The organism is Hirschia baltica ATCC 49814 (assembly GCF_000023785.1).
GTDB classification, from domain to species: Bacteria; Pseudomonadota; Alphaproteobacteria; order Caulobacterales; family Hyphomonadaceae; genus Hirschia; species Hirschia baltica.
In genome coordinates this window covers 2,260,575-2,281,883 of sequence record NC_012982.1, presented here as the reverse complement: position 1 = coordinate 2,281,883, position 21,309 = coordinate 2,260,575, and the positions used below count along the sequence as shown (strand labels likewise).

Annotated in this window: 21 protein-coding genes; 12 read left to right on the top strand and 9 right to left on the bottom strand. The window is 44.0% G+C overall.

All coding sequences use genetic code 11. The features are described from left to right. Window positions 1–49: 49 nt before the first annotated feature. A complete protein-coding gene (locus HBAL_RS10730; protein ID WP_015827966.1) occupies window positions 50–1,792 on the bottom strand; it encodes a M28 family metallopeptidase in 1,743 nt (580 codons plus the stop codon). 202 nt (window positions 1,793–1,994) lie between these two features. Here HBAL_RS10730 and HBAL_RS10725 point away from each other — a divergent pair, with 202 nt between their 5' ends. From HBAL_RS10725 to HBAL_RS10705, 5 genes are all read left to right on the top strand, one after another. Then, window positions 1,995–2,921 carry an alpha/beta fold hydrolase gene (locus HBAL_RS10725; RefSeq protein ID WP_015827965.1) on the top strand — a complete coding sequence of 309 codons (927 nt, stop codon included), beginning with the start codon at window positions 1,995–1,997 and terminating at the stop codon, window positions 2,919–2,921. A gap of 130 nt (window positions 2,922–3,051) precedes the next feature. Further along, a complete protein-coding gene (locus HBAL_RS10720) occupies window positions 3,052–4,260 on the top strand; it encodes a methyltransferase domain-containing protein (protein WP_015827964.1) in 1,209 nt (402 codons plus the stop codon). Window positions 4,261–4,440: 180 nt separating this feature from the next. Then, window positions 4,441–5,484, top strand: coding sequence for a Leu/Phe/Val dehydrogenase (locus HBAL_RS10715; protein WP_015827963.1), 1,044 nt, complete (start codon window positions 4,441–4,443; stop codon window positions 5,482–5,484). A gap of 239 nt (window positions 5,485–5,723) precedes the next feature. Then, window positions 5,724–5,987, top strand: coding sequence for a hypothetical protein (locus HBAL_RS10710; protein ID WP_015827962.1), 264 nt, complete (start codon window positions 5,724–5,726; stop codon window positions 5,985–5,987). 144 nt (window positions 5,988–6,131) lie between these two features. Next, window positions 6,132–7,313: an NAD(P)/FAD-dependent oxidoreductase gene (locus tag HBAL_RS10705; RefSeq protein ID WP_015827961.1), complete on the top strand. Its 1,182-nt coding sequence runs from the start codon at window positions 6,132–6,134 to the stop codon at window positions 7,311–7,313. 7 nt (window positions 7,314–7,320) lie between these two features. Here HBAL_RS10705 and HBAL_RS10700 read toward each other — a convergent pair whose 3' ends face one another. Continuing rightward, complete coding sequence (locus tag HBAL_RS10700) at window positions 7,321–7,812, bottom strand: response regulator (protein ID WP_015827960.1); 492 nt, start codon at window positions 7,810–7,812, stop codon at window positions 7,321–7,323. Window positions 7,813–7,984: 172 nt separating this feature from the next. Here HBAL_RS10700 and HBAL_RS10695 point away from each other — a divergent pair, with 172 nt between their 5' ends. Further along, window positions 7,985–8,833 (top strand): lysozyme family protein, encoded by an 849-nt coding sequence (locus tag HBAL_RS10695; protein WP_015827959.1) that lies wholly within the window; start codon window positions 7,985–7,987, stop codon window positions 8,831–8,833. Window positions 8,834–8,918: 85 nt separating this feature from the next. Further along, window positions 8,919–10,067 carry a DUF2336 domain-containing protein gene (locus HBAL_RS10690; RefSeq protein ID WP_015827958.1) on the top strand — a complete coding sequence of 383 codons (1,149 nt, stop codon included), beginning with the start codon at window positions 8,919–8,921 and terminating at the stop codon, window positions 10,065–10,067. Window positions 10,068–10,076: 9 nt separating this feature from the next. Here the strand turns inward: HBAL_RS10690 and HBAL_RS10685 are convergent, their stop codons facing one another. The 3 genes from HBAL_RS10685 to HBAL_RS10675 form a co-directional block, all read right to left on the bottom strand. Further along, window positions 10,077–10,775, bottom strand: coding sequence for a hypothetical protein (locus tag HBAL_RS10685; protein WP_015827957.1), 699 nt, complete (start codon window positions 10,773–10,775; stop codon window positions 10,077–10,079). A gap of 145 nt (window positions 10,776–10,920) precedes the next feature. Next, window positions 10,921–11,436, bottom strand: a complete 516-nt coding sequence (locus tag HBAL_RS10680) for an Hpt domain-containing protein (protein WP_015827956.1) — start codon at window positions 11,434–11,436, stop codon at window positions 10,921–10,923. Between the two features lie 119 nt (window positions 11,437–11,555). Beyond that, the gene (locus HBAL_RS10675; protein WP_015827955.1) at window positions 11,556–12,329 is read right to left on the bottom strand and encodes an NAD kinase; all 774 of its coding nucleotides are present in this window, start codon (window positions 12,327–12,329) and stop codon (window positions 11,556–11,558) included. A 229-nt stretch (window positions 12,330–12,558) separates the two neighbouring features. On the opposite strand from HBAL_RS10675, the gene HBAL_RS10670 reads away from it, so the two are divergent. Beyond that, the gene (locus tag HBAL_RS10670) at window positions 12,559–13,263 is read left to right on the top strand and encodes a hypothetical protein (protein WP_015827954.1); all 705 of its coding nucleotides are present in this window, start codon (window positions 12,559–12,561) and stop codon (window positions 13,261–13,263) included. A 24-nt stretch (window positions 13,264–13,287) separates the two neighbouring features. On the opposite strand, the gene HBAL_RS10665 is transcribed toward HBAL_RS10670, so the two are convergent. Then, on the bottom strand, window positions 13,288–13,827 hold the full coding sequence (locus HBAL_RS10665) for a c-type cytochrome (protein ID WP_015827953.1): 540 nt from the start codon (window positions 13,825–13,827) through the stop codon (window positions 13,288–13,290). A 140-nt stretch (window positions 13,828–13,967) separates the two neighbouring features. Here HBAL_RS10665 and pgi point away from each other — a divergent pair, with 140 nt between their 5' ends. Then, the gene (gene pgi / locus HBAL_RS10660; protein ID WP_015827952.1) at window positions 13,968–15,542 is read left to right on the top strand and encodes a glucose-6-phosphate isomerase; all 1,575 of its coding nucleotides are present in this window, start codon (window positions 13,968–13,970) and stop codon (window positions 15,540–15,542) included. A gap of 131 nt (window positions 15,543–15,673) precedes the next feature. After that, window positions 15,674–16,075 carry a Fur family transcriptional regulator gene (locus HBAL_RS10655; RefSeq protein ID WP_015827951.1) on the top strand — a complete coding sequence of 134 codons (402 nt, stop codon included), beginning with the start codon at window positions 15,674–15,676 and terminating at the stop codon, window positions 16,073–16,075. 13 nt (window positions 16,076–16,088) lie between these two features. Here HBAL_RS10655 and HBAL_RS10650 read toward each other — a convergent pair whose 3' ends face one another. Both HBAL_RS10650 and HBAL_RS10645 read right to left on the bottom strand, forming a co-directional pair. Then, the gene (locus HBAL_RS10650) at window positions 16,089–16,457 is read right to left on the bottom strand and encodes a hypothetical protein (protein ID WP_041301538.1); all 369 of its coding nucleotides are present in this window, start codon (window positions 16,455–16,457) and stop codon (window positions 16,089–16,091) included. After that, window positions 16,436–17,356 (bottom strand): ParA family protein, encoded by a 921-nt coding sequence (locus HBAL_RS10645; RefSeq protein ID WP_015827950.1) that lies wholly within the window; start codon window positions 17,354–17,356, stop codon window positions 16,436–16,438. Before HBAL_RS10645 ends, HBAL_RS10650 begins: the two co-directional genes overlap by 22 nt. A gap of 271 nt (window positions 17,357–17,627) precedes the next feature. On the opposite strand from HBAL_RS10645, the gene HBAL_RS10640 reads away from it, so the two are divergent. Continuing rightward, window positions 17,628–18,659 carry a glycosyltransferase family 2 protein gene (locus HBAL_RS10640; RefSeq protein ID WP_015827949.1) on the top strand — a complete coding sequence of 344 codons (1,032 nt, stop codon included), beginning with the start codon at window positions 17,628–17,630 and terminating at the stop codon, window positions 18,657–18,659. A 113-nt stretch (window positions 18,660–18,772) separates the two neighbouring features. Here HBAL_RS10640 and HBAL_RS16385 read toward each other — a convergent pair whose 3' ends face one another. Continuing rightward, window positions 18,773–19,702 carry a glycoside hydrolase family 16 protein gene (locus tag HBAL_RS16385; RefSeq protein WP_015827948.1) on the bottom strand — a complete coding sequence of 310 codons (930 nt, stop codon included), beginning with the start codon at window positions 19,700–19,702 and terminating at the stop codon, window positions 18,773–18,775. A 302-nt stretch (window positions 19,703–20,004) separates the two neighbouring features. Between HBAL_RS16385 and HBAL_RS10630 the strand changes: the two genes are divergently transcribed. Then, a complete protein-coding gene (locus HBAL_RS10630) occupies window positions 20,005–21,309 on the top strand; it encodes an O-antigen ligase family protein (protein ID WP_015827947.1) in 1,305 nt (434 codons plus the stop codon).

Genomic DNA, 21,309 nt, shown 5'->3' with positions numbered 1-21,309 from the left:
TTCACGTTCATCGCCTGTATACCATAAATTAACGTGAACGCCACGCTATTTATTTTGATAGAGATTCATCCCTAATGGCGCGGAATTCATTTCCTTCATACCAGTTTGGCCAATCGGTAGAATTTGCTATGCCAAGCCCTAGCGCATGGAATGCTTGAGCATCTTGAGCAACGCCTGCAAAATCCCAATCTGGGTTATATTCATCAGAAGGTTTGTGGTAGTCATTTGCCGTATACTCGGCAGCAAATTTCAATCCAGCTTCAACGCCGCCTTCAACCAGATCAGCGCCTCCATCAGCATAAATAACCGGCACGCCTTTTTTTGCGAGGCTTATGTGGTCTGAGCGATAGAAATAACCATTTTGCGGTGTTGAATCGGGGCTAACATATCTGTCTTGAGTTTTCAGTATATCTTCAAGTCTATCTTCTAGTTCTGAAGACCCAGACCCGATGATCTCCATATTCTTACTTAGCCCGCGCGGGAAAATCGCATCCGTATTTACACCGGCCACAATTTTATTTAGCGGAATAAATGGGTTTTCGGCAAAATAAGCTGATCCAAGCAATCCGCTTTCTTCCAGCGTAACAGCCAGAAATATAATTGAACGATCTGGTTGTTCGCCCGCAGCAAATGCTTCAGCTATTTCTAGCATTAGACTAACGCCGCTGGCGTTATCAATTGCGCCATTATGGATTGAATCTTCGGTCGCGAAGTTCTTCTTTTCCCCTAAATGATCCCAGTGAGCCATATAAAGCATGTATTCGTCTGGAGCTGTTTTTCCTTTGACGACACCTGCAATGTTTTGACTTTCTTTGCGTGTGACAGTTTGTGTGATTGAGCCAGAAGCTTTGATGCCTTCCATTGGTATGGCTTTAAAGCCTTTGGTATAAGCTGCCTTTTTCATATCAGCATAAGTGGTCCCCATGTGGGCAAATAGTTTTTCACCATATGCATTTGATATCCAAGCTTCCATTGGAATGCGATCCATCCCGTCACCAGCGCGCACGAGATCTGCTTGCTCACCAGACCATGAGCCTGAAACGACATTCCAGCCATAAGCGGCCGGAGCTGTTTCATGGATGATAATGGCGGCATCTGCACCTTGGCGAGCTGCTTCCTCGTATTTGTAAGTCCATCGACCATAATAAGTCATAGATTTACCATTAAACAATTCAGGGTCTGCGGTTTCAAAACCCGGGTCATTGATCAAAATAACGGCTGTTTTACCAGTCATGTCGATGCCGTCATAATCATTCCAGCCGTATTCTGGAGCATTTACGCCATAGCCTACGAATACTAGGTCTGAATCTGCAAAATCAATTGGACCTTCGGTTTGGCGTTTGGTCCAGAATACCGCATCACTTCCGGGTTCCAGCACGTCGCTTTCACCAGCTATGGATAATGTTAAATTTGAATTTTCTAGGTCAATTGTCTGTGCATTCATTTTTACTGTTTGAGAGTATGATCCATCAACAGCTGGCTCTAGACCTATACGGGCCATTTCATCTGCAACCCATTGCGCAGATGCTTCACCTTCCAATGTGCCCGGTGCTCTGCCTTTAAATGTATCGGAGGCAATAATTTCCAGCCGTTGTGAAAGATCACTTTCCGAAATTTCTGGTATCGTGCCACTTGCCAGTGCTGGCATAATAAATTCGGCTGTCTCTACAGCTGCGGTAGATGGTTTTGCTTCACTTGAAGGTGTGCTTTCGTTTTCTGAAGGCGGTGCACACGCAAATGTAGCTGATAGCAGCACGGTGGAGATAACTGTGGTAAGGGCGTTTCGGATCATATTATTTTGCTCCATTGGAATTTTCAGCAAGCTTAGAACGCAAATGAACGTAAGCAAGGGGCAATTTTGCGTTTTGTATGTTTCGCTTGTTTTTGTTGCATAGGATGAGGTGCTTCAAGTGAAGATGTTAAAATACGTATCAGTGATGCTCTACTTGATGTTGGTTTCCAATTGTATGCCGGTTCAACAAGGAAGAATCACGATGCCTAATCAAGAAAGTCATGAAAATCAGATTGGTCGGTTTTTTCCTGAAAGAGATTTGTTCGTGGCATCAGATGGAGCTGGGCTTGGGCTGAGTGTTTGGGAAAGTAAGTTGGGTGAGCCCGAAATTGTGTTTTTGGGTGTGCATGGCATGAATGATTATGCCGGTGCTTTTCGTTGGTCTGCTCCTTATTGGGCCGAGCAAGGAATCACAACTTATGCCTATGATCAACGCGGCTTTGGGCGCTCTCCCAACTCTGGTATTTGGCCGGAAGAAGAAGTGATGAGGGGCGACTTATTCACCGCAACCAAAGAGGTGAGGCGCAGACATCCAGATGCGAAAATAGCGGTTTTAGGTGTCAGTATGGGTGGTGCGTTGAGTATGACTGCATTTGCGTCGGATCATAAACCTGATGCTGATATGTTGATTTTATCCGGTCCTGGTTTGCGTGGCTGGGGCACTAATCCTTTTATATACCGGATCAGCTTATGGATTAGCTCACATATAAGACCATCATGGATTGTTAAACCGCCAAAGATCGTAACCAAATCCATCACACCAACAGACAATAATGAAGTTTTGCGTGTTCACTGGGAAGATCCTTATTTTCAAAAGACCAATAGAATAGACAGTGTATATGGTGTGGTTTCTCTGATGGAGGCAGCACATAAAGTTGCTAATGAACTACCATCCGAGATTCCAACGCTTTTGCTCTATGGCGCAAAGGACCAGATTATTCCTGATAATGGTGTGAAACGTACCACACCCAAATTACCCAAACATGTAAGAACGGCTTATTATGAACATGGCTATCACATGCTTTTAAGAGATATTGATCGTAAAATTGTGCTGGATGACATCCTTGCTTTTGCAAACGATCCTAAAACGCAATTACCTTCGCAATCACCAGAATTACCATGGAGGTAGGTAATCTTTTGGTTTTTTGCACGGTTTCTTGGCTGAAAGGATGAATTCAAGCAAACTGACTATCCGAATATTAACCACACGCATTTAAGTTCATCGGTGAATAATTGTAATTTTGAACGGTTGAACTGTCTTGGAACTCGTCGAGCAACTTAATTCTATTGCTGAACCAGAAGGTCGTGCTGAGCTAAAAGCTCGCATCGGCGCATGGTGGAATGGAAAAGATTTTGATCGCGAAGCATATCTACAAAAGGTAGAAAAGCAGCAAGATAGCAAAGAAGTTACATCTCTTAAGATCAAACCTTTAGAAGATGGAAAGAAAGTTTCAAAACCTACACCACGGGTTGCTGCATTGGAAACGATGTGGGGGCGAGGGCGGTATGTTCCGGGCGATGGTGAGCTGGACGCGATACTGATAGAGGCTATGGGGCGCGTCAAAGGGCGAATCGGGAAGATCGGTTTGCTGGGTGTTGATGCTATTTCTACCGATGTGATAGCTGAATCCGTCGGCGAAGCTCTTGAGCTTGTTGAATGGAGAGAGCCTTGTGTTAAGCGCTCTTCTGAACTGACTGAAAACGCACGTGTATCCAGTACTGATTTGGATCGAATGAACCGATTTGAAGACGGGTCATTGAAATCCATGCTATCGGTAGATGCGTTGACTTATGTCGACCATAAAGCAGGGCTTTGTTCTCGTGTGTATCGTGCTCTCAGAGATGGTGGCCGTTGGGCCGTGCTAGATTATTCTGCAAACCCAGATTTTAATCCTCAGACAGCATTTGCTTCAGCTTGGGCCGAGCCTCAATTGATGCATGGTGAGGTATTGCAGCAAACGCTTGAGACAACAGGGTTTAAATTTGTTCGACGTGTGGATGTGACCCGCATGGTGATCGATTCTGTAAAGGCTGCTTTTGCTCGGTTGGGGCCTGCGCTTGAAGATGTCGTCGCTGAAGGCATAGGCGGTCGTGATGCGGCGCTTATGCTACAGGAGGTTTCCTGGGAAGCTGTTGCTTGGCGGAAACGCCTCAAAGCACTGGAAGCGGGGAAATTGCGTGTCGATATCTGGATAGTTGAAAAACCAGGGGCGTTATCGGATGAGCAATTGGATGAAGCACCTAGTGTAGCAAATAGCTCTCTTGAGGCTGAATTGTTTTCAAAATCAGAAGCTGAAATTGCACCTGCTGAAGAAGTCGAATCTGAAACGATTGATGGTTTGATGAATGAACCCCAGATTTCTGCCGATGAAGGCGAAGATGAAAGTTGGGAAGTAGAAGTCAATGAAGATGCTGGGGAACCAGAAGAAGAACTCGATCAAAGTGCTGTCGATGACTTGTTTGGTTAATTGATTTATTGAATCAACTATTTCCGCATAAAATTGGCTGGATCTAAGAGGTTTTCAGCATATTTTCCTTTTTGCTGTTGTAAGGTTTGTTAAATCAGGCATTGCACTAGCTGGTTGATTGGGCTTATCAACTCTCCATTAGTTGGCCATTGATAGGCTGTTTAACGACCGGAGTCCTTTATGTTTGATACTGCAGCTTTTGCTAATCATGAGAGTGTTCATCAATTTTATGATAAAGACACGGGACTGAAAGCGATTATTGCAATTCATTCGACAGCACTGGGGCCAGCTGCTGGAGGGTGCCGAATGTGGAACTATGTCAATAGTGAAGCGGCCATGCGGGATGCTCTGCGTTTGTCCGAAGGTATGAGTTATAAGAATGCAATAGCAGACTTGCCCTTGGGTGGCGGGAAAGCAGTTATCTGGGGCGATAGCAAAACTCAAAAATCACCAGAATTATTTCGAGCTTTTGGGCAAGCCATTGATAGTCTAAATGGTCGCTATTGGAGCGCCGAAGATGTCGGCGTCTCTCCGGATGATATGAAATACGTTTCTGAGCAAACGCGTTTTGTAGCTGGTCTCGATGATGGAGATTCAGCTTCAGGGGATCCATCACCAATCACTGCATTGGGTGTATTTAAAGGGATTGAAGCTACTGCGAAGCGTGCTTTGAAAGTTGATAATCTGGAAGGCGTTCGTATCGCTGTGCAGGGTGTCGGGCATGTCGGTGGATATGTGTGTGATTTTCTGGCAAAGGCTGGTGCAAAGCTAATAATTACAGACATCAACAAAGAGAGTTTGAAACAAGTATCGCAAAAAACCGGGGCAGTGATTGTTGCGCCGGATGATATATATGATGCAGATGCTGATGTGTTTTCACCCAATGCACTAGGGGCCATTATTAATGACAATACTTTGGCGCGGTTGAAGGTAAAAGCTATTGCCGGCGGTGCAAACAATCAGCTTGCTACTGATGAGATGGGTGAGAAACTTAGACAGGCTGGAATTTTATATGCACCTGATTTTGTTATAAATGGCGGCGGCATTATTAATGTCGCGTCAGAAATTTCAGGTTTGTACAGTCTGCCTTGGGTGAAGTCCAAAGTTGAAACACTTACACAGACGCTGGGACAAATTTTAGATACGGCTTCATCAGAAGCGCGTCCTTCAAGTGAAATCGCACTTGAGTTGGCTAAAGCGCGTATTGCGGCTGCGCACAGCTAGCCTTTATCAACGTTTGAATCCAAGAGTTGCCGCCCAATACTATAGTGTTGGGCGGTTTTGGTTTGGGCATTTAAAACTATCGTGCTTAAAATTTACGCTATTTGGGGAATTTGGCTTAGATGTTGCATTTGTCAGGCTTATTGTCTGGATACGGAATGATTTGAGCCGTATTGTCCTAGCTACTTACTTTGAAAGTTTGTTGGGGTGGCAAATTATATAAGTAGAGTGTGGGGATATAAATGACCAAAGTGGTGGTTAAATTAGAGGGTGAAGCGGCTAGAGACGGTGTGCGTCTGGCAATGGCCTTGGATGCATTTGCTAAATGGTGTGAAGAAACAATTGATTGCGCGGATAGCTCTCAGGCGTTGGACTTCATGATGACGACTGAGCACACTGGCGCAGCAGTGCGCAGAAAAATAACATTTCACAATAGATCTCACGCTGCGAAATTCCTGACATTCTGGAGAACGCAGCGCGCTATACCTGATAAAGTTGCATCTTAAAGTTAGGTTGGGCACTCTGTGTCTTCACCCAGTTCTATAGAAAAGATACTTTAACGTCTGTGCGTATTGTTTCTTTGTTATGTCCAATACATTTGTTAGGGGAATTGGGGTGAAAATCAAACGGGAAGTCGCTATATCTGATAAATGACTTTTTATGATTCTCATCAGCTTAAGAAAAAACGCGTTTTGGTCGTCGGGGCTGGACTGGTCGGAATGTGTGTGGCGCTCAGATTGGCACAATCTGGTGTTAAGGTCGTGTTGGTCGATAAATCAAAACCGGCAACTGGTGCGAGTTGGGCTGCTGCGGGGATGTTGGCACCTGCATATGAAGCGGCACATGAGCCAAATGCACATCAAGATTTGTTTGAATTGTGTATGGCTGCTGCGGATATTTGGCGAGATTTTGCGCCTTGGCTACAGGCTTATTCTGATACTTCTATCGACTTTTTGGGAATGGGGACACTGGCTTGTGCAGCAAATGATGTTCAAGAAGAGCGCTTAAATGTTTTAGAGAAGGCTTGTCTGACTCGAAACGTACCTGTGCGAAGATTGTCAGCAAAAAAAGCTAGAAAGCTTGATCCGTCACTATCAGAAAATTTAATAAGCGCTTTATTGCTGCCAACTGATCAGCAAGTCGACAATTGGTCTGTAATAGGGGCTTTGATGTCGGCTCTGGCGGATGCGGGGGTTCAAGTTATACCCAATATTCCCATTACTCACCTTACTCGTTCGAATGGCTTTTGGTGTGTGCCTCATTTGGGAGAATTTGATAATTTGGTCTGGACTGCCGGCGTAAGTTCGGGAGATTCTGTTGTGATCGATGGTGAGGCTACGCGCTTACTGCCTAATGATGTTATTGTGCCCGTGAAAGGTCAAATGCTGTCTGTTGATCCTATGCATGGAGCACCTTCTAAAGTTTTGCGTTTTGGGGCTGGTTATATAGCGCCTAAGTCCACACGAATTGTGATTGGAGCAACATCAGAGTGGGGCGTTGCCGATAAGAACGTGAATCCAAATGATATAGAATCTTTGCGCCAATCAGCGGCTGAAATTTGTCCCGTTCTGGGGTCCGCTGAAATCAAGATGAGTTGGGCTGGTGTGCGGCCGGGGACTTCAGACCATGCGCCTGCTATAGGGTGGAGCAATGTTGAAGGCATTGCCATAGCGTCAGGGCATTATCGAAATGGTATATTACTGTCGCCATTAACTGGTGATATTGTAAAGCGCCTGATTTTAGAAGAAGGTGTGTCTTCTCTGGAGCAGCGTTTCGCACCATCTAGATTTGAGAGCCAAGCTCAAACAGAAAACTATCTTTCTACGAACTGAATTTGTTTTATAGAAATGCAGATTCTCGGCGATCTCTGCCTTTATAGGATGGATCATCGACGCGTCGTCTGTCTGGGCCAAAATAAGTGTCTGTTTTTAAAAATTGGCGACGGTGATTGACTACTGATACTAATCTTTGCCAGATCGCGTCAGGTCTGACAGGTTTTGTGAGTATTTCGTCCGCACCAGCATTTATAAGCTGGTAAATCGCAGACCGCCGCGTATCAGCCGTACATATGATGATCGGCAGTAGTTTGTTTTTGCTATCGTCAGCGCGTCTAATGAGGGTGACTAATTCTGTTCCCAGAATATCGGGCATAATCACATCAATGACTGCAATGTCGATAGGTTGATCTCTTAATATTTCGAGTGCAGTGGCAGCATCACTAGCTTGTACAATTTTTCTTATTCCAAAGCCTTTTAAAACAGTGAGCCAGATCTGGCGCATGTTCTGATGGTCATCAACAACTAAAACGGTTACGGCTTTAAGATCACCCATTAGAGATTACCTCTATAAAATTCTTAGTTGGTGTATAGATATTAGTTTCTTCCTTTTGAAAAGGGGGCAGACGGGAGATGAGCTGAAAGAGATGGGTAAATTGCCCGTTTTGTTAACCAAAGATTGATATTGAGGATATAATTTTATCTATAAGTAAAAGGTAAGATTTATTATGGATGCGACTTCCAAAGCTTCAATAGCAAATTCCCAGCTCGCGTCCCCTATGGATGCACAGACAGCTATTCGCAAAGCCGCACGTGAGACGGGAGCCGATTTTGGTTATCTTCTAAAGACAGCCAAAAGAGAGTCAGGATTGGACGCAAGTGCAAAGGCAACGACCTCGTCTGCAACCGGATTATTTCAGTTTACGGATGATACATGGCTAAGAATGGTCGACCGCTATGGTGAAAAGCATGGTTTAACCCATGCCGCTGATGCTGTCGCTGTTTCAGGCGGCAAAGCGCGTGTGGCAGACGCTTCTGAGAAGGCGGACATTCTTGCTATGCGCGAAGATCCTATGATGGCCTCGATAATGGCAGGTGAGTTGGCCAATGAGAATGCGACCATTTTAAAACGTGGTATTGGGCGCGAACCAACAAGCCAAGAATTATACGTTGCACACTTTATGGGGCCTAAAGGGGCAGTTGATTTAATCAAAGCAACTGAGAATGGATCTTCTCAAAAAGCTGCTGATTTGTTTCCGGCTGCTGCGCGTGCAAATCCAGCAATTTTTAATGAAAGAAATGGTCAAGCTCGCAGTGTCGCAGCTGTTTATTCCAATTTGACCGGTCAGCACGTTCCAGAACCAAATACTACATCTGAAGTGTTTTCTGAAATACGAAATGTGCAGCAAAGCATTGTTCGTTCTGCACCTTTGCCTCCTGTTAGCACTTTAAAAATAGGTGCTGAACTGAGTACGGGGATGGTGATGACTTTGCTTGATCTGCAGCAAAAACACTTCGAAATCGCCGAAAAAGATAAGAATGACGAAGAAAGAGTTACGAAAACAATAGTAACGTAAAAGCTTCGTTAATAATAAAAGGTCAAAGTATTAAAGCGCTTGTTGGAATTTTGGAAGCGCGATTTTACTATGGGTAACAGTAATCATGTCCGTCGCCACTATGCGTTCAAATCTTACACAAGATGATATTCGTCGCCTTGTAAAAGGGGCAACTCCTGAAGCGCGCGCGAATGCCGCTCATAAAATATGTCGACGGATAGATACGGCAAAGCTCTCTCCTAAAGATAGAGAGAATGCTGACCAGATTATGCGTATTCTTGCGGAGGATGCTGCAGCTCTTGTGCGTCGCACACTTGCCGTAACATTGCGCTCATCACCCAACCTTCCACGTGATCTAGCTGTGAGATTAGCAAGAGATATTGAAAGCGTTGCTGCGCCAATACTTAAGCACTCGCCTAAATTATCAGAAGATGACTTAATTGAATTATTGCTAGCATCGTCTCCAGAAAAGCAAGTTGCGATTGCTGAGCGGGATCAGGTTTCTGAAGCTGTTGTTGAAGTTATTGCTGAGCATGGAAATAAAGACGCCGTTGAGGCGGCGGCATTGAATGAAGGCGCTTCATTTTCGGATCGTGCGTATGAAACAACCATTAATCGCTTTGAAAATGACGATGACATCAAAAGCGCCATAATTTCGCGATCGAGTATTCCTATTCACATTGCAGAAAAAATGGTTTCACTTGTGAGTGGTGAATTGTTTGATCGTTTGGTCAATGATCATGAATTGCCGCCACAGCTTGCAATAGAGATTGCATCTGGAGCGCGAGAGCGTGCGACGCTTGATCTTGTTGAGCAAGCAGGAAAGACATCTGATCCAGGGACGTTTGTGCAGCATTTGAACTTGAGTGGTCGAATGACGCCATCATTGATCATGCGTGCTATGTGTCTTGGCCACATGAATTTTGTCGAATGGGCTTTTGCCGAGCTCGCAGGCGTGCCGCACTCTAAAGCCTGGTTGATGATTCATGATGCGGGGAATCTGGGGCTTAAAACAATCTTCGAACGTGCCGGATTGCCAAATGGAATGTTTCCAGCTTTCAAATTGGCAATCGAAGTGTTTCATGAAAACACTATGGATGGTGGCGAAGGGGATTTAGCTCGGTTCCGCAAGCGTATGACGGAGCGTGTGCTTACACAGTTTCAAGCTATTCCACGCGCCGATCTGGAATATTTGTTAGAGAAGCTGGATTCCCTAGATGAAATGAATAGCGATAAGACTAAGCGTTTAGCTTAGTTGGATTCACTATCCATTCAATTTGGGATTTACAGCGTATCGTACACCCATATTTGATAGGCGTTCTGCATCGGTCCAATTTGCATTTTCAGCAAATAGCATTGCACCTGATCCGTAAGCGTTTTCGATTCTGTCGGCTGTAAATGGTGCATCATCATCTAATGCAACCGCGTTCAGGCGAACTGCTTCTATGACTGAACTTAGGTATGCGCCAAACGGACTGCGCCAAGACTGGCGTGCGTCTATTCCAACTCTAAATCCGCGAGAAAAAAAGCTCTCAATATATGCTGGGGCGATGTCTTCAGCTTCGTAAATTGAAGCATCTGGGAATTCTATGCGTATTTCCTGCACGCAAATATTGGCTCTGCGAGCGCCGGCTTCTGCGGCCATAGGCGCATCTGGGTGCGATAGGGCAGCCAATGGTGCGATAATGGAAATCGGTCTTTCGGGAATGTTTTGCTCGGTTGCGAGTCTTCCTGCGCGCTCAATTTGTTCTCCCAGCCAACGAGCCGAGCAATGTTGGTGTGGGTTTCCTGATGCGAAACCAAATAAAGCGGTTTCTTCAAATGAGGATTCTATCTGGGCATCTATGCCAATGGTCTCGCCTGTCTTGAGATCTTGAATTTTCGCGAAACGAATTTTTGACTCGCGAGTGGTCGCAATATCATTATCATTCGCAATAACTTTGAAAGGTGTGGCAAGTGTCATGCGGCTCGGTCCATTTTATAATATATTTATGGGCACAAGCTATCAGATTAACTTTTATACTCCGCGAAGCCGCGAAGATGAATTTCCAAGAACATCAAACAAATATTGTTAGGATTTGTAAGTAATTTAAATCTTGAAGAATTTTCTATGATGGGTCTGTATCAGTGATTATAGAATTTTTTTCTTCAAAATCAGTTACTTGGGTTTCCATTTCAGTTACTAGAATGGATCCAACAGGGTGTTCTTCTGTTTTGATTCGCCCTTTAATAGCAGCACGAACACCATCAATGTGCGCGCGAATTAGATTTTCAGGGGACTTAGAGCGGTCTACCTCATCATTTGTTAATCGGCACAGTGAAGCTGCCATGCGACCAACGAGAGGGTATTCATATGTCTTCGCTAACCCCTTAAGGTCGTGGGCGACGGCGTGTACATTTGTGACTGCAACAATTTTGTCTGATTGAGATGTGAATAATGCCCATGCCTCTTCTAGCCGATTGAGCTCATCTTCTATCCAGCTTTGGAATTCTGTCGAAAGGTTAGAAAGTGCGGCATCTGCTTTTGCAACGGCACCGCGATCCATAGGAGAAAGACTACCGCCGACTTTAGCCTTTAGCGCGTTTGGAGGCGTAAAAATCTCAATCGGTTTAGCTTTGCCCATGGTGAAATCCATTTCTTACTATTTGTAGTATTGGCTGCGAAAAGTAGCCGTTAATTTACTTCATATCCAATTAATCATAGGCGAAGAGAGGTTAACAAGACGTTTGGAGTGATATCCTTTTAATATGCGAATTGCTCTTGAAGGATACGATCTTCCAGAGCTTGCCCTTCATCAAAAAGGAGGGTGAGCGAAGTTTGTCTGTCTTCCCGCACTTCTACAACTTTCACATTGCGAACTTCTTGGGTGTCAGCTGTGGCTGCTACTGAGCGATGCTCGCCATCAATTGTTTCAAACCGCACGATTGCATCATGCCGTAACAATGCTCCGCGCCAACGACGAGGTCGAAATGGTGATATTGGCGTAAGTGCGAGCAGGTTTGATCTGATTGGAAGAATTGGACCGTGGGCTGAGAGGTTATAGGCTGTTGAACCTGCTGGAGTCGCGACCAGTACACCATCACAAGCCAAAACATCTAATTGTTCTTTGTTATCTACAAATATTCGCAATTTGGCGGCTTGGGCTGTTTGCCTGATAAGTGATACTTCGTTGATCGCACGGTAGACAACTTCTTCACCACTCATAAGCGTGGCTTTCATAATCAAAGGGTGGATAATCGCTCGAACCGCTGAATCTAACCTTTCTATTAAATTGTCATCAGAATAGTCGTTCATAAGAAAGCCGACAGAGCCTCGATGCATTCCATAGACGGGTAGGTCATCATGAAAACGAGTGTGTAGAGCTTCAAGCATGGTTCCATCACCACCTAAAGCGACCACGACATCTGCTTTGTCTATATCATTTTGGCCGTATCTGCGCGTGAGTGTTGCGAATGCTGTTTTGGCTTCTGGTCTTGCACTCGCAATAAAATGTATCCGCGGTGATGTTGCATTCATATTTTTATTCTCATTTTAAACGCTTTCTTTGATTGGTTTAAGTCAACGCAATCATTCCCAAAAGGTTTTGAATTGATTGGTGAATATATGGCTGCTTTCGTCAAGCTCATTAGCGACAATATTTTGCAAGTATTAGGCGAAGTCACTGTTAAAAAAGGGGAATGTATTTGTTTTTCCAAATATTTGCACTCAACATTTCCAATAATTGGGGTGTTATGGGGGAATTGGGGTGCAAAGTTCAAGTAGGGTATGCGCATTCTCTGTTGTGGCGGGGTGTTTTAAGTCGTTTCTTTTCGTGCCAGTGGCGCATGCAAGTGCGTGGACATTAGAAAAGGATACTGGATATCAGTCGCTAAATGTTAGCTATGAAAATGGTGATTTTGGCAAAAATTGGCGACAAGATTCTTATTTAGAGTATGGCTTGACGTCTGATTGGACTGTGGTCAGCAAGGTTGAAACAGTTTGGCGTGTCCTAGACAATTACAATGATAGAACATCAGGTGAAATTGGGGTTCGTCGTGAAGTCTGGGTGAAAGACGCTTTGCATATTTCAGCAGTCTCCAGTGTTTTTGTGGGAGAAAGACTGGACGATCAATCATGCGGTGGATTCGGTGCGGAAGTTGGAGCTGCGTTAGGGTATTCTAGTAAACTGGCCAATAAACCTGCCTATGCATTTGTTGAAACAGCCGTCGGTGCGCGCCAAGGGTGTGAGCATGTGACGACGGATGTTGTTATAGGAGTTCAGCCAGCAGAGAAATGGGATGTGCAGGTGAAGGCTTTTGGTGAAAAATTTCCCGGACGAGAATTTACGAAACTGGAAGTCGGCGTGAGCCGTCAAGTGGGTAAGAGCTTTGTGGGGGCTGGTGTTCGAAAGGAAATCAGCGGTGCTTTTGAAGAAAATAGTGCCTTCATGTCTATCTGGCGAAAATTTTAGCTTTGAAACAGTTGGGGCTTAAATTTATTTGGCTGTTTCAACCATAAGATAAGCAATTAAGTTTTCACGTTGGGTTGCATTAGAAATACCAGCAAAAGTCATACGGTTTCCAGGTAGGAATTTACGTGGATTAGCAAGCCATTGATCTAGGCGTTCAGGAGTCCATTGAAAATCTGCGGCTTCTATTGCTTTTGAATATTTGAAACCTTCGGCTTGTCCAATGTTTCGGTCGAAAACACCGTGCAAATTGGGTCCAACACGATGTCCTGCACCTTCGATAAGGTTGTGGCAGGATTTGCAGGTTGAATATTGCCGACGCCCTTTATCGTAGTCAGCAGTGTTATATGGGGCGGGGAGTTGCGCCAGTTTAACATTTTGAGCAGGCGGCGTGACTAAGGAGTTGTCGACAACGTCATTGGAGGTGGATGTTTCATCCTCATTTGATTCGGATGAAAGAGCATTTTGTGAAGGTAGTGGAGCTGCTGTATTCGTGTTTTCTTCCCCACATCCCATCAAAAATGTTGGCGCTAACATTGCTAATGCGAAAAAGTGGATTTTAAACATACAAACTTGCTCCTTGAGTACGTGACCAGCTTAATAAAGAAGTGTATCAAACCTATTAAAGCTACCCAACGGATAAACATGCTTTTTTTGATGAAATAATACATTCATTTGAAAAGAGCTTGGCAAGCAAGGAAAATGTCATGACAGATACAATAGGCGCTAGCCATTCGCAGCCGCTAAAGGATATCGCTCGCGAAGAAGGGCGACTAAATGAATTTGTTTGGGTGGGACCTCACATTGAAGCTGATGTAACTCGCCAACCATTTTCTGGCGCAGCGCTAGCAGAAATTATGGAGTTTGCTGACAGCCAGGAACTAACACAATCGATTCAAATGTTGTTTGCTGGAGAGGTTATAAACGGATCAGAAAACCGTCCCGCTTTGCATTGGGCGCTTCGTGGAAATAATGATCATCTAGCAAAGGCATCCGAATTTGCTGAACAAGCTAAAGCATGCCGTGAATTTGCTGATAAAGTCAGTTCAGGTGCGCTTGGGTTTGAAGTAAAGACAATTTTGCATATCGGCATAGGTGGGTCAGACTTAGGGCCTCGCTTGATCTGGGATGCTTTACGTCCATTAGGGCATAAAGGTCCAAATATTCGATTTTGTGCAAATGTAGACCCTGCTGATTTTGCTGAAGCAACAGAGGGCTTGGATGCTAAATCGACGCTGGTTATAGTGGTTTCAAAATCATTCAAAACACCTGAAACGCAAGCAAACGCGCAACTGGCTCGCCAATGGTTGATCTCTGAGCTTGGTGAAGACAATTTAAATGATCACATGGCGGCGGTATCTTCCGCGCCAGACCTTGCACAAGCATGGGGAGCGCCAGCTGATCGTATTTTTCCAATGGATTCAGCCGTTGGTGGACGTTACTCAGTATGGTCGTCGGTGGGTTTGTCATTGATGATCGCTTTAGGGTCAGAAATATGGTCTGAATTTCTTGGTGGGGCTGCTGAGATGGATGCCCACTTCAGAGATGCTCCGCTAAAAGATAATCTGCCTGCCAAGTTAGCTATGATGGATTATCATGTGCATTCTCAAAGAGGGATTGCATCTCGCGTCGTGTTGGCATACGCGCATCGCTTGAGAAAACTTCCAGACTTTTTGCAGCAATTAGAGATGGAATCGAACGGAAAATCTGCTGCTTCAGGGCGGGGAGTTAAAACCGATATTACTGCACCGATTACTTGGGGATCTGTTGGCACATTGGGGCAGCACTCCTTCCATCAGTTGTTGCATCAGGGAATAGATAGGTCAGCTGCTGAATTTGTCGTGTCTTTAAATGCGGGTGTAAAAGAGGGCGATAAGAAGAATGGACAATCCTTGCTAGCGAACGCCTATGCGCAAGCAGAAGCATTTCTTGTAGGGCGTTCTGAAGCTGAGGCTGAAGCCCAATTAAGGGAAAAAGGCGTTGACGAAGAAACCATCAAAATGCGTGCACCGCACATGCATATGGATGGCGGTCGTGCTTCTTCTATGTTTTTACTTGAAGACATCACACCGCGCTCTGTTGGCGCGCTAATCGCAATGTATGAGCATCGCACTTTTGCATACGGCATGTTGCTTGGTATCAACCCGTTTGATCAATGGGGTGTAGAGCTGGGTAAAGTTATGGCGGAAGAAATCGATAATGCAATTTCCGGTGAAACGTCAAAAGAGCGTGACCCAACGACTATGCGCTTAATCCAGAAAACACAGGATGCAAGACGTTAGATTTTGGATTAATTCCAGCTCTTAAATATGCGTGTATCTGCCGGATATTTGTTTCGGCAGATATTTGCCCTTTAAAAGGTATATTTCACAAGCATCTTGCAGTTCTATGTCTGTTTGACTAAGTATTGAATATGACTCAGGAAAAGCTCTCTCGATTATTTGAAGAAAACGGCATGCGGCTGACACGGCCAAGGCTTGCCGTTGCAGAGTTGTTGCTGATGGATGGGGTCCAGCGGCATGTGTCTGCTGAATGGGTTGCCAAGGAATTGGTAAGTTCAAATAATTCTGTTTCATTAGCGAGTGTTTACAACACGCTAAATAGTTTTGTTGAAATCGGGTTGCTTCGTCAGATAGATGCTGGTGGAGCAAGTGTTGTGTTCGATACGAATACATCTGAGCATCACCATTTCCTGAAAGTATCAACTGGTGAATTGATTGATATTGAATCAAATGATTTAGAAATCTCCAATCTTCCCACGCCTCCTGAGGGGAGTGAGATTAAAGGTTGGAGCCTAATTGTTCATATAGATTGAACTTTAGTTACCTCTAAAAATAACTTGATTTGCGTTCCGTAACTTTCAGTGAAGCGCGGTCATATAGCATGTCTACCAATTGGCTTGCAGATTTTCCACGTACATCAACTGAAGTCGCCAGATTGTTGTCTTTTAATATCTTCTTGAGTTGCGACTGCTTGAGTGATGAAAATACTGAATAAAATTCAGATTTGCTGCTGTCGGCCACAAGAATGTATGGATTGGCGATGTCTGTTTTTGTCGCATCTTCAAACACGACTTTGCCACCCATAGCTTTGACAAGTCGGTCAGCGAATTTGGGGTTGGTCCGCACCTCATCTCTCAGTTCGTCAAAAAACCGATCAAGATATGCAACTGCGTCTAGTCTCTCATCTTCTGCCATTTGTGTCCTGTTCGTTGGCTTAGAAAGTCGGTGAAACGTTCTGAAAGTCTCTTAACGTCACCTTTTACGCCACCATATTTACCACGAAATGTGTCATAACTATCTGGAGCTGCACGTTCCATTGCATTTAGGACGTGCACAGATTCAGGGATTTTTGGCCCAAACCATCTATCCTTAAGGTAAATATCTTGTAATTCGCTTGCAACTTGTTTTGCATAAGCTGTGTTTCTAAAGCGTGTGATCAGCACAAAGTTTCGTTTTGGTAGATCTGGGGCTATATTGGCTCCAACCCAGTCTGAAAATTGTTTTGTCCCCCATGTGGAGACAGCGTCTGCAATTGTTGGCATGACGAAAACATCAGCTAGAGATAAACCGGCACGTGATAGTGGAGACAAATGAGGGGGGCAATCCAGCAGAATAACATCATAATATTCGCGCAGGGCATCAAAGCCGCTTTTGAAATGTTCAGCGAGCTTTGCCGCGAGCGAAGTTGGTGTCCCAGCTTGGGAATACCAAGTTTCTTCTAGTCCCATTTCTTGAAGGCGAAGGTGGGGATGAGACGGAAGTGCCGAAATCCAGCCTAGTCGTTCGTCATTTTCTTCTGCAATTCGCAATTCTTCCAAGGTAACAGCGTTGGGAGCGATAAACTCTGCGACATTGGCAGGTTCGCCTTTTATGAAGCTGCTTAATAGGTGTGTGGCACCTTTGCCTTGCTCATAGGCCATCTGAACACCGCGTTCGGTGAGTAGCATTTGGCTTGAGTTTGCCTGTGCATCAAGATCAACGACACAAACATTGAGTCCATAGAAATAGGATAGACCATCAGCTAACATCACTGTGGTTGTAGATTTACCAACGCCGCCTTTAAGATTTGCAATAGCTGCGATGGTCGCTGTCATGTCGTAAAAACTTCCTCAGTTTATCACTTTTAGGTGGGCTATCAGAATTGGAAAACTTATTGGCCGGACAAGGTGATTATGACTAATATACTGCTTTGTTTCCAGCCCAAAGCTCAAATTTCATGTGTTTTTATTTACTTCAAATAGATAAGAGACACGTAGACATTTGCTAGTTTGATTTTTCTATAAGCAATTGGCGTTTAAATTGCTTTCCATGACAGAGTACGGCCTGACACTGTATATGCAGTCGTTCAACGGAGATTGATATATTTTGACCTATTCACAAGATCTAGCTCAACAAATTGTTGCAGTTATTCCGACTTTGAATGAAGAAAATTATATTGAAGAGTGTCTAAAGTCTCTAATGATTGGTGATACTTTGTTGCGCGAAGTGCAATTCATTGTGGTAGATGGGGGGAGTACTGACAACACGGTTCAGATTGTAGAAACGCTTATGCAAGAGTTTCCAAATCTCTCATATCTGCACAATGAGAAAAAACTGCAATCAGCTGCATTGAACCTAGCAGCAGAAAATGCGGCGGTTTCATGCACCATTATGGTGCGTTGTGATGCGCATTCTATTTATCCAGAAAATTTCGTGTTGAAAACAGCTGCTAAATTAAAGGAAATTGGTGCGGCATCTGTCGTTGTACCTATGGATGCTGTTGGAACAACAGGATTTCAAGAAGCGAATGCGTGGGTGGTTGATAAGCCTTTTGGTAGTGGAGGTTCGGCGCATCGTGGCGGCACCGGTTCGGGTTATGTTGATCATGGTCATCATGCAGCATTTGATTTGGCCATATTCAAAGAAATTGGGGGGTATGATGAAAACTTCTCTCACAATGAGGATGCTGAATATGATTATCGTGTCACGCAAGCGGGATACAAAATTTATATGGATGCGGAATCTCGTATAAAATATATGCCTCGACCCACTTTTAGAGGTGTATGGAAGCAGTATTTCAAATATGGTCGTGGGCGCGCGATGAATATGAAAAAGCATGGATCAGCACCTAAACTTCGCCAGGCTATTCCGATTATTAATTTAGCTTTGATGTTTGGTAGCGCAGCCTTGTTCGTTCTGCTTGCGCTTACAGGCTTATTAAAAGCCATGCCGTTTCTGGCAGTATTTACACTAGCTCCGCTTGCGTATCTTGGTGCGCTTTTTATCGTTGGGTGTATGGGGATCAAGAGTTTGAAGAAAGTTTCGGGCTTTAATGCCGCTTTTGCACTGGGAGCAATGCACAATAGCTGGGCGTTAGGTTTTATTAAGGGCTATTTTTTCGTGCCAACCTCCAAATAGAAAGGCATGGCAGACTTCTTTGGAAACATATTGGTTTTGCCTACCTCTAGACGCACAAAAGCCAGTAAATGGGAATTTACTGGCTTTTGTTTTTTAATTTGAAAGAATTGTTGTCAGTTTGATATAGAAGCCTGCTTTATGTTTTCTTTTCTGGCGGCAAGATCACTGGCTGACATGTCTAGCAATTCAGGAGAATCTGAGCATTTAGACGATTCATTATCGTCTAAGGTGGTGTATGAAATACAGCGAACGACAGCGCTTACACCATCATCAAATTTGGGTTTTCCGTGCCATTCATAGATATTGCCTGTCCAAATCTGGGCGATCAAGCGTTGAGGTGCATCAGGGATATCAAAATCTTTATCTGTTGCTTCAAACACTTTTTCATTGTCGATGAACCATGTGATGCGAGAAGGTGTCCATTCAAAAGCATAGAGATGAAATTCTTCGCTAGCATCATATCCTAGTTTTATTGTTTCGCCGCCCATAGGCTTTCCATCGCGGTAAATATTGAATTGAACTTCATCAGAGTTTTTTCCCAAAAATTCAAAATCAATCTCATCATGAGGGTCTTTGAAATAAGAACCAGTATGCGTGAAAAATCCGGTTATTACCCCCGACCCTTTGGCTGACATCATCACAGCTTCATAACGACCGTATTGTGACCAACCGGTTTTCTGATATTCAGCACCAGTGTATTTTTTCTTGCCTCTCGATTGGTGAGTCAAACTTAATGCGACATCACCTGAGTCCATAAATAATACATTATCTGCGGACCAAGCATTTTGAAAAAATTCATCCTGAACGATAAAATCCGAAATATACCAATGTCTATAATTGTGACCATTCTCAAATGTGGACACAAATGAGTCTAACAGTTTCCGATTATTTGGATTGGAATAATGCTCTTGCTCCGAATATGAATCCGCATTGGCTTTTATGATGTGGGAGCCCATAGCAATGGAGACCCCTGCAGCTGCCAAAATGGCTGTTCGGATTAAAGAAGGATATCCTGATAGTGCGAGTCGAGAAAAATATCCCATTCTTAGTCCCCTGAGAAATATGTGAGCAGAGTTAAACGTAGACACAATTAGATGCAATTCTCAGACCTAATGTACAGTTGAATTCAAAGTTTTCCAAGTTTCCGACTGAGATTAGTGGTCAAATTCCGTTGGTCTGGTTTTTGCTTTGAGAAATCATGATAAAAGTAGAGTGTTTAAATGAATGTTGTCATTTGAGAGTATTCGTTTCTTAAGGTCTGTTGTGGTATGGGCTTTAGACGTTATATCTACCAGTTTGCCGCGTTCTGGATGGAAATCCAAAAAGTCGATAGAGGATTTAAGTCGTGATATTGAGCCCATTGGCAAACGAAAAAAATTCCGAACAAGGACCTCTAGACTACAAAATGATGCCTGTACGCGTGCCTTTTGAGGGCGCTGGATGGGAGATCGCGCTTGCTGCTGTCTGGTTTTTTGCAACATCTATTGATTTGCCGGGTATGGGAGCGCTTCGATATCTCTGTCTTCTTGGCATGATAGTGAGCATTGGACTTAATCGAGAGTTTCTAACTCCCTATCTCAGGCATTTGTGGTTCTTCTTTTTGTTTCCTGCTTGGGTGCTGTTTTCCGTTTTGTGGTCACCTAATAGCGGAACGGCAATGAAGTTTGGCATTATGCATGTGTTGGATGTGACACTCCTTATATACATTGCTATGCGTCTATCGCCGCTACAAATAATTAGAGCAATTTACTACGCGTATATACCCGTCGCTTTGATTGTGATCGCATTTCTCCCAAATTTAGGGTCGCATAGTATGCCGGTTGGTTTTGCTGAAAAAAACTTCCTTGCGACGCGTATGTTGTTCATGTTTCTTGCGTCTTTATTTATGATATATGAAGCAAGAACATACGTGTGGGAAAAAGTGTCAGCCGCTATGTTTCTCCCATTATGTTTGGTAAGTATTTTCCTTGTTGAATCTGTGACATCTATCGTATTGGCAGTTTTAGCGTTCATGGTTATGACGTTTGTGGGAACGATATGGAAGACGTTGACGCGCGTGCAGGCGGGCACAACCCTGTTGATGTTGGCTGTCGTTTTGTTGTTCACAACAGCTTTGATTATTGCCTTATCCGTTTTTATTGATGGTCCTATCAATGCATTCTTAGACATGATGGGTAAAGACACGACTTTGACCGGTCGAACCGAATTGTGGGAGTTCGCGTCTAAAGACCTTATCCCTAAAAATCCCGTTATGGGATTGGGTGCTGAAGGTTTCTGGCAAATTGGTCGTGGAGATGCCGAGAATTGGTTGGAGTATTTTTATAAAGAAGAGGGAACGCGTTTCTCTTTCCACAATTCATACATCGAGATTATAGTTCACCTTGGATATGTTGGGCTGGTCTTATTTTTAATGCCACTGATTTTCTGTGTTTGGCGGGCTTTTAGTAATTTTTTCCGCTATCAGGATATTTCCTCGGCTTTCTTTGCAATTGTTGTTGTTCTCGCTATCGCGCGCTCTTTGACAGAATCTGAGCTGTATAATGTTTTCGATATAAGTAAGGCGACTATTTTTATAGCGGGCTTGAGTATGATGGCCTCAAAAACTGTTTTAGTGCCAATTTCTACGGCTAGCCCGTACGCAAAAAATTGA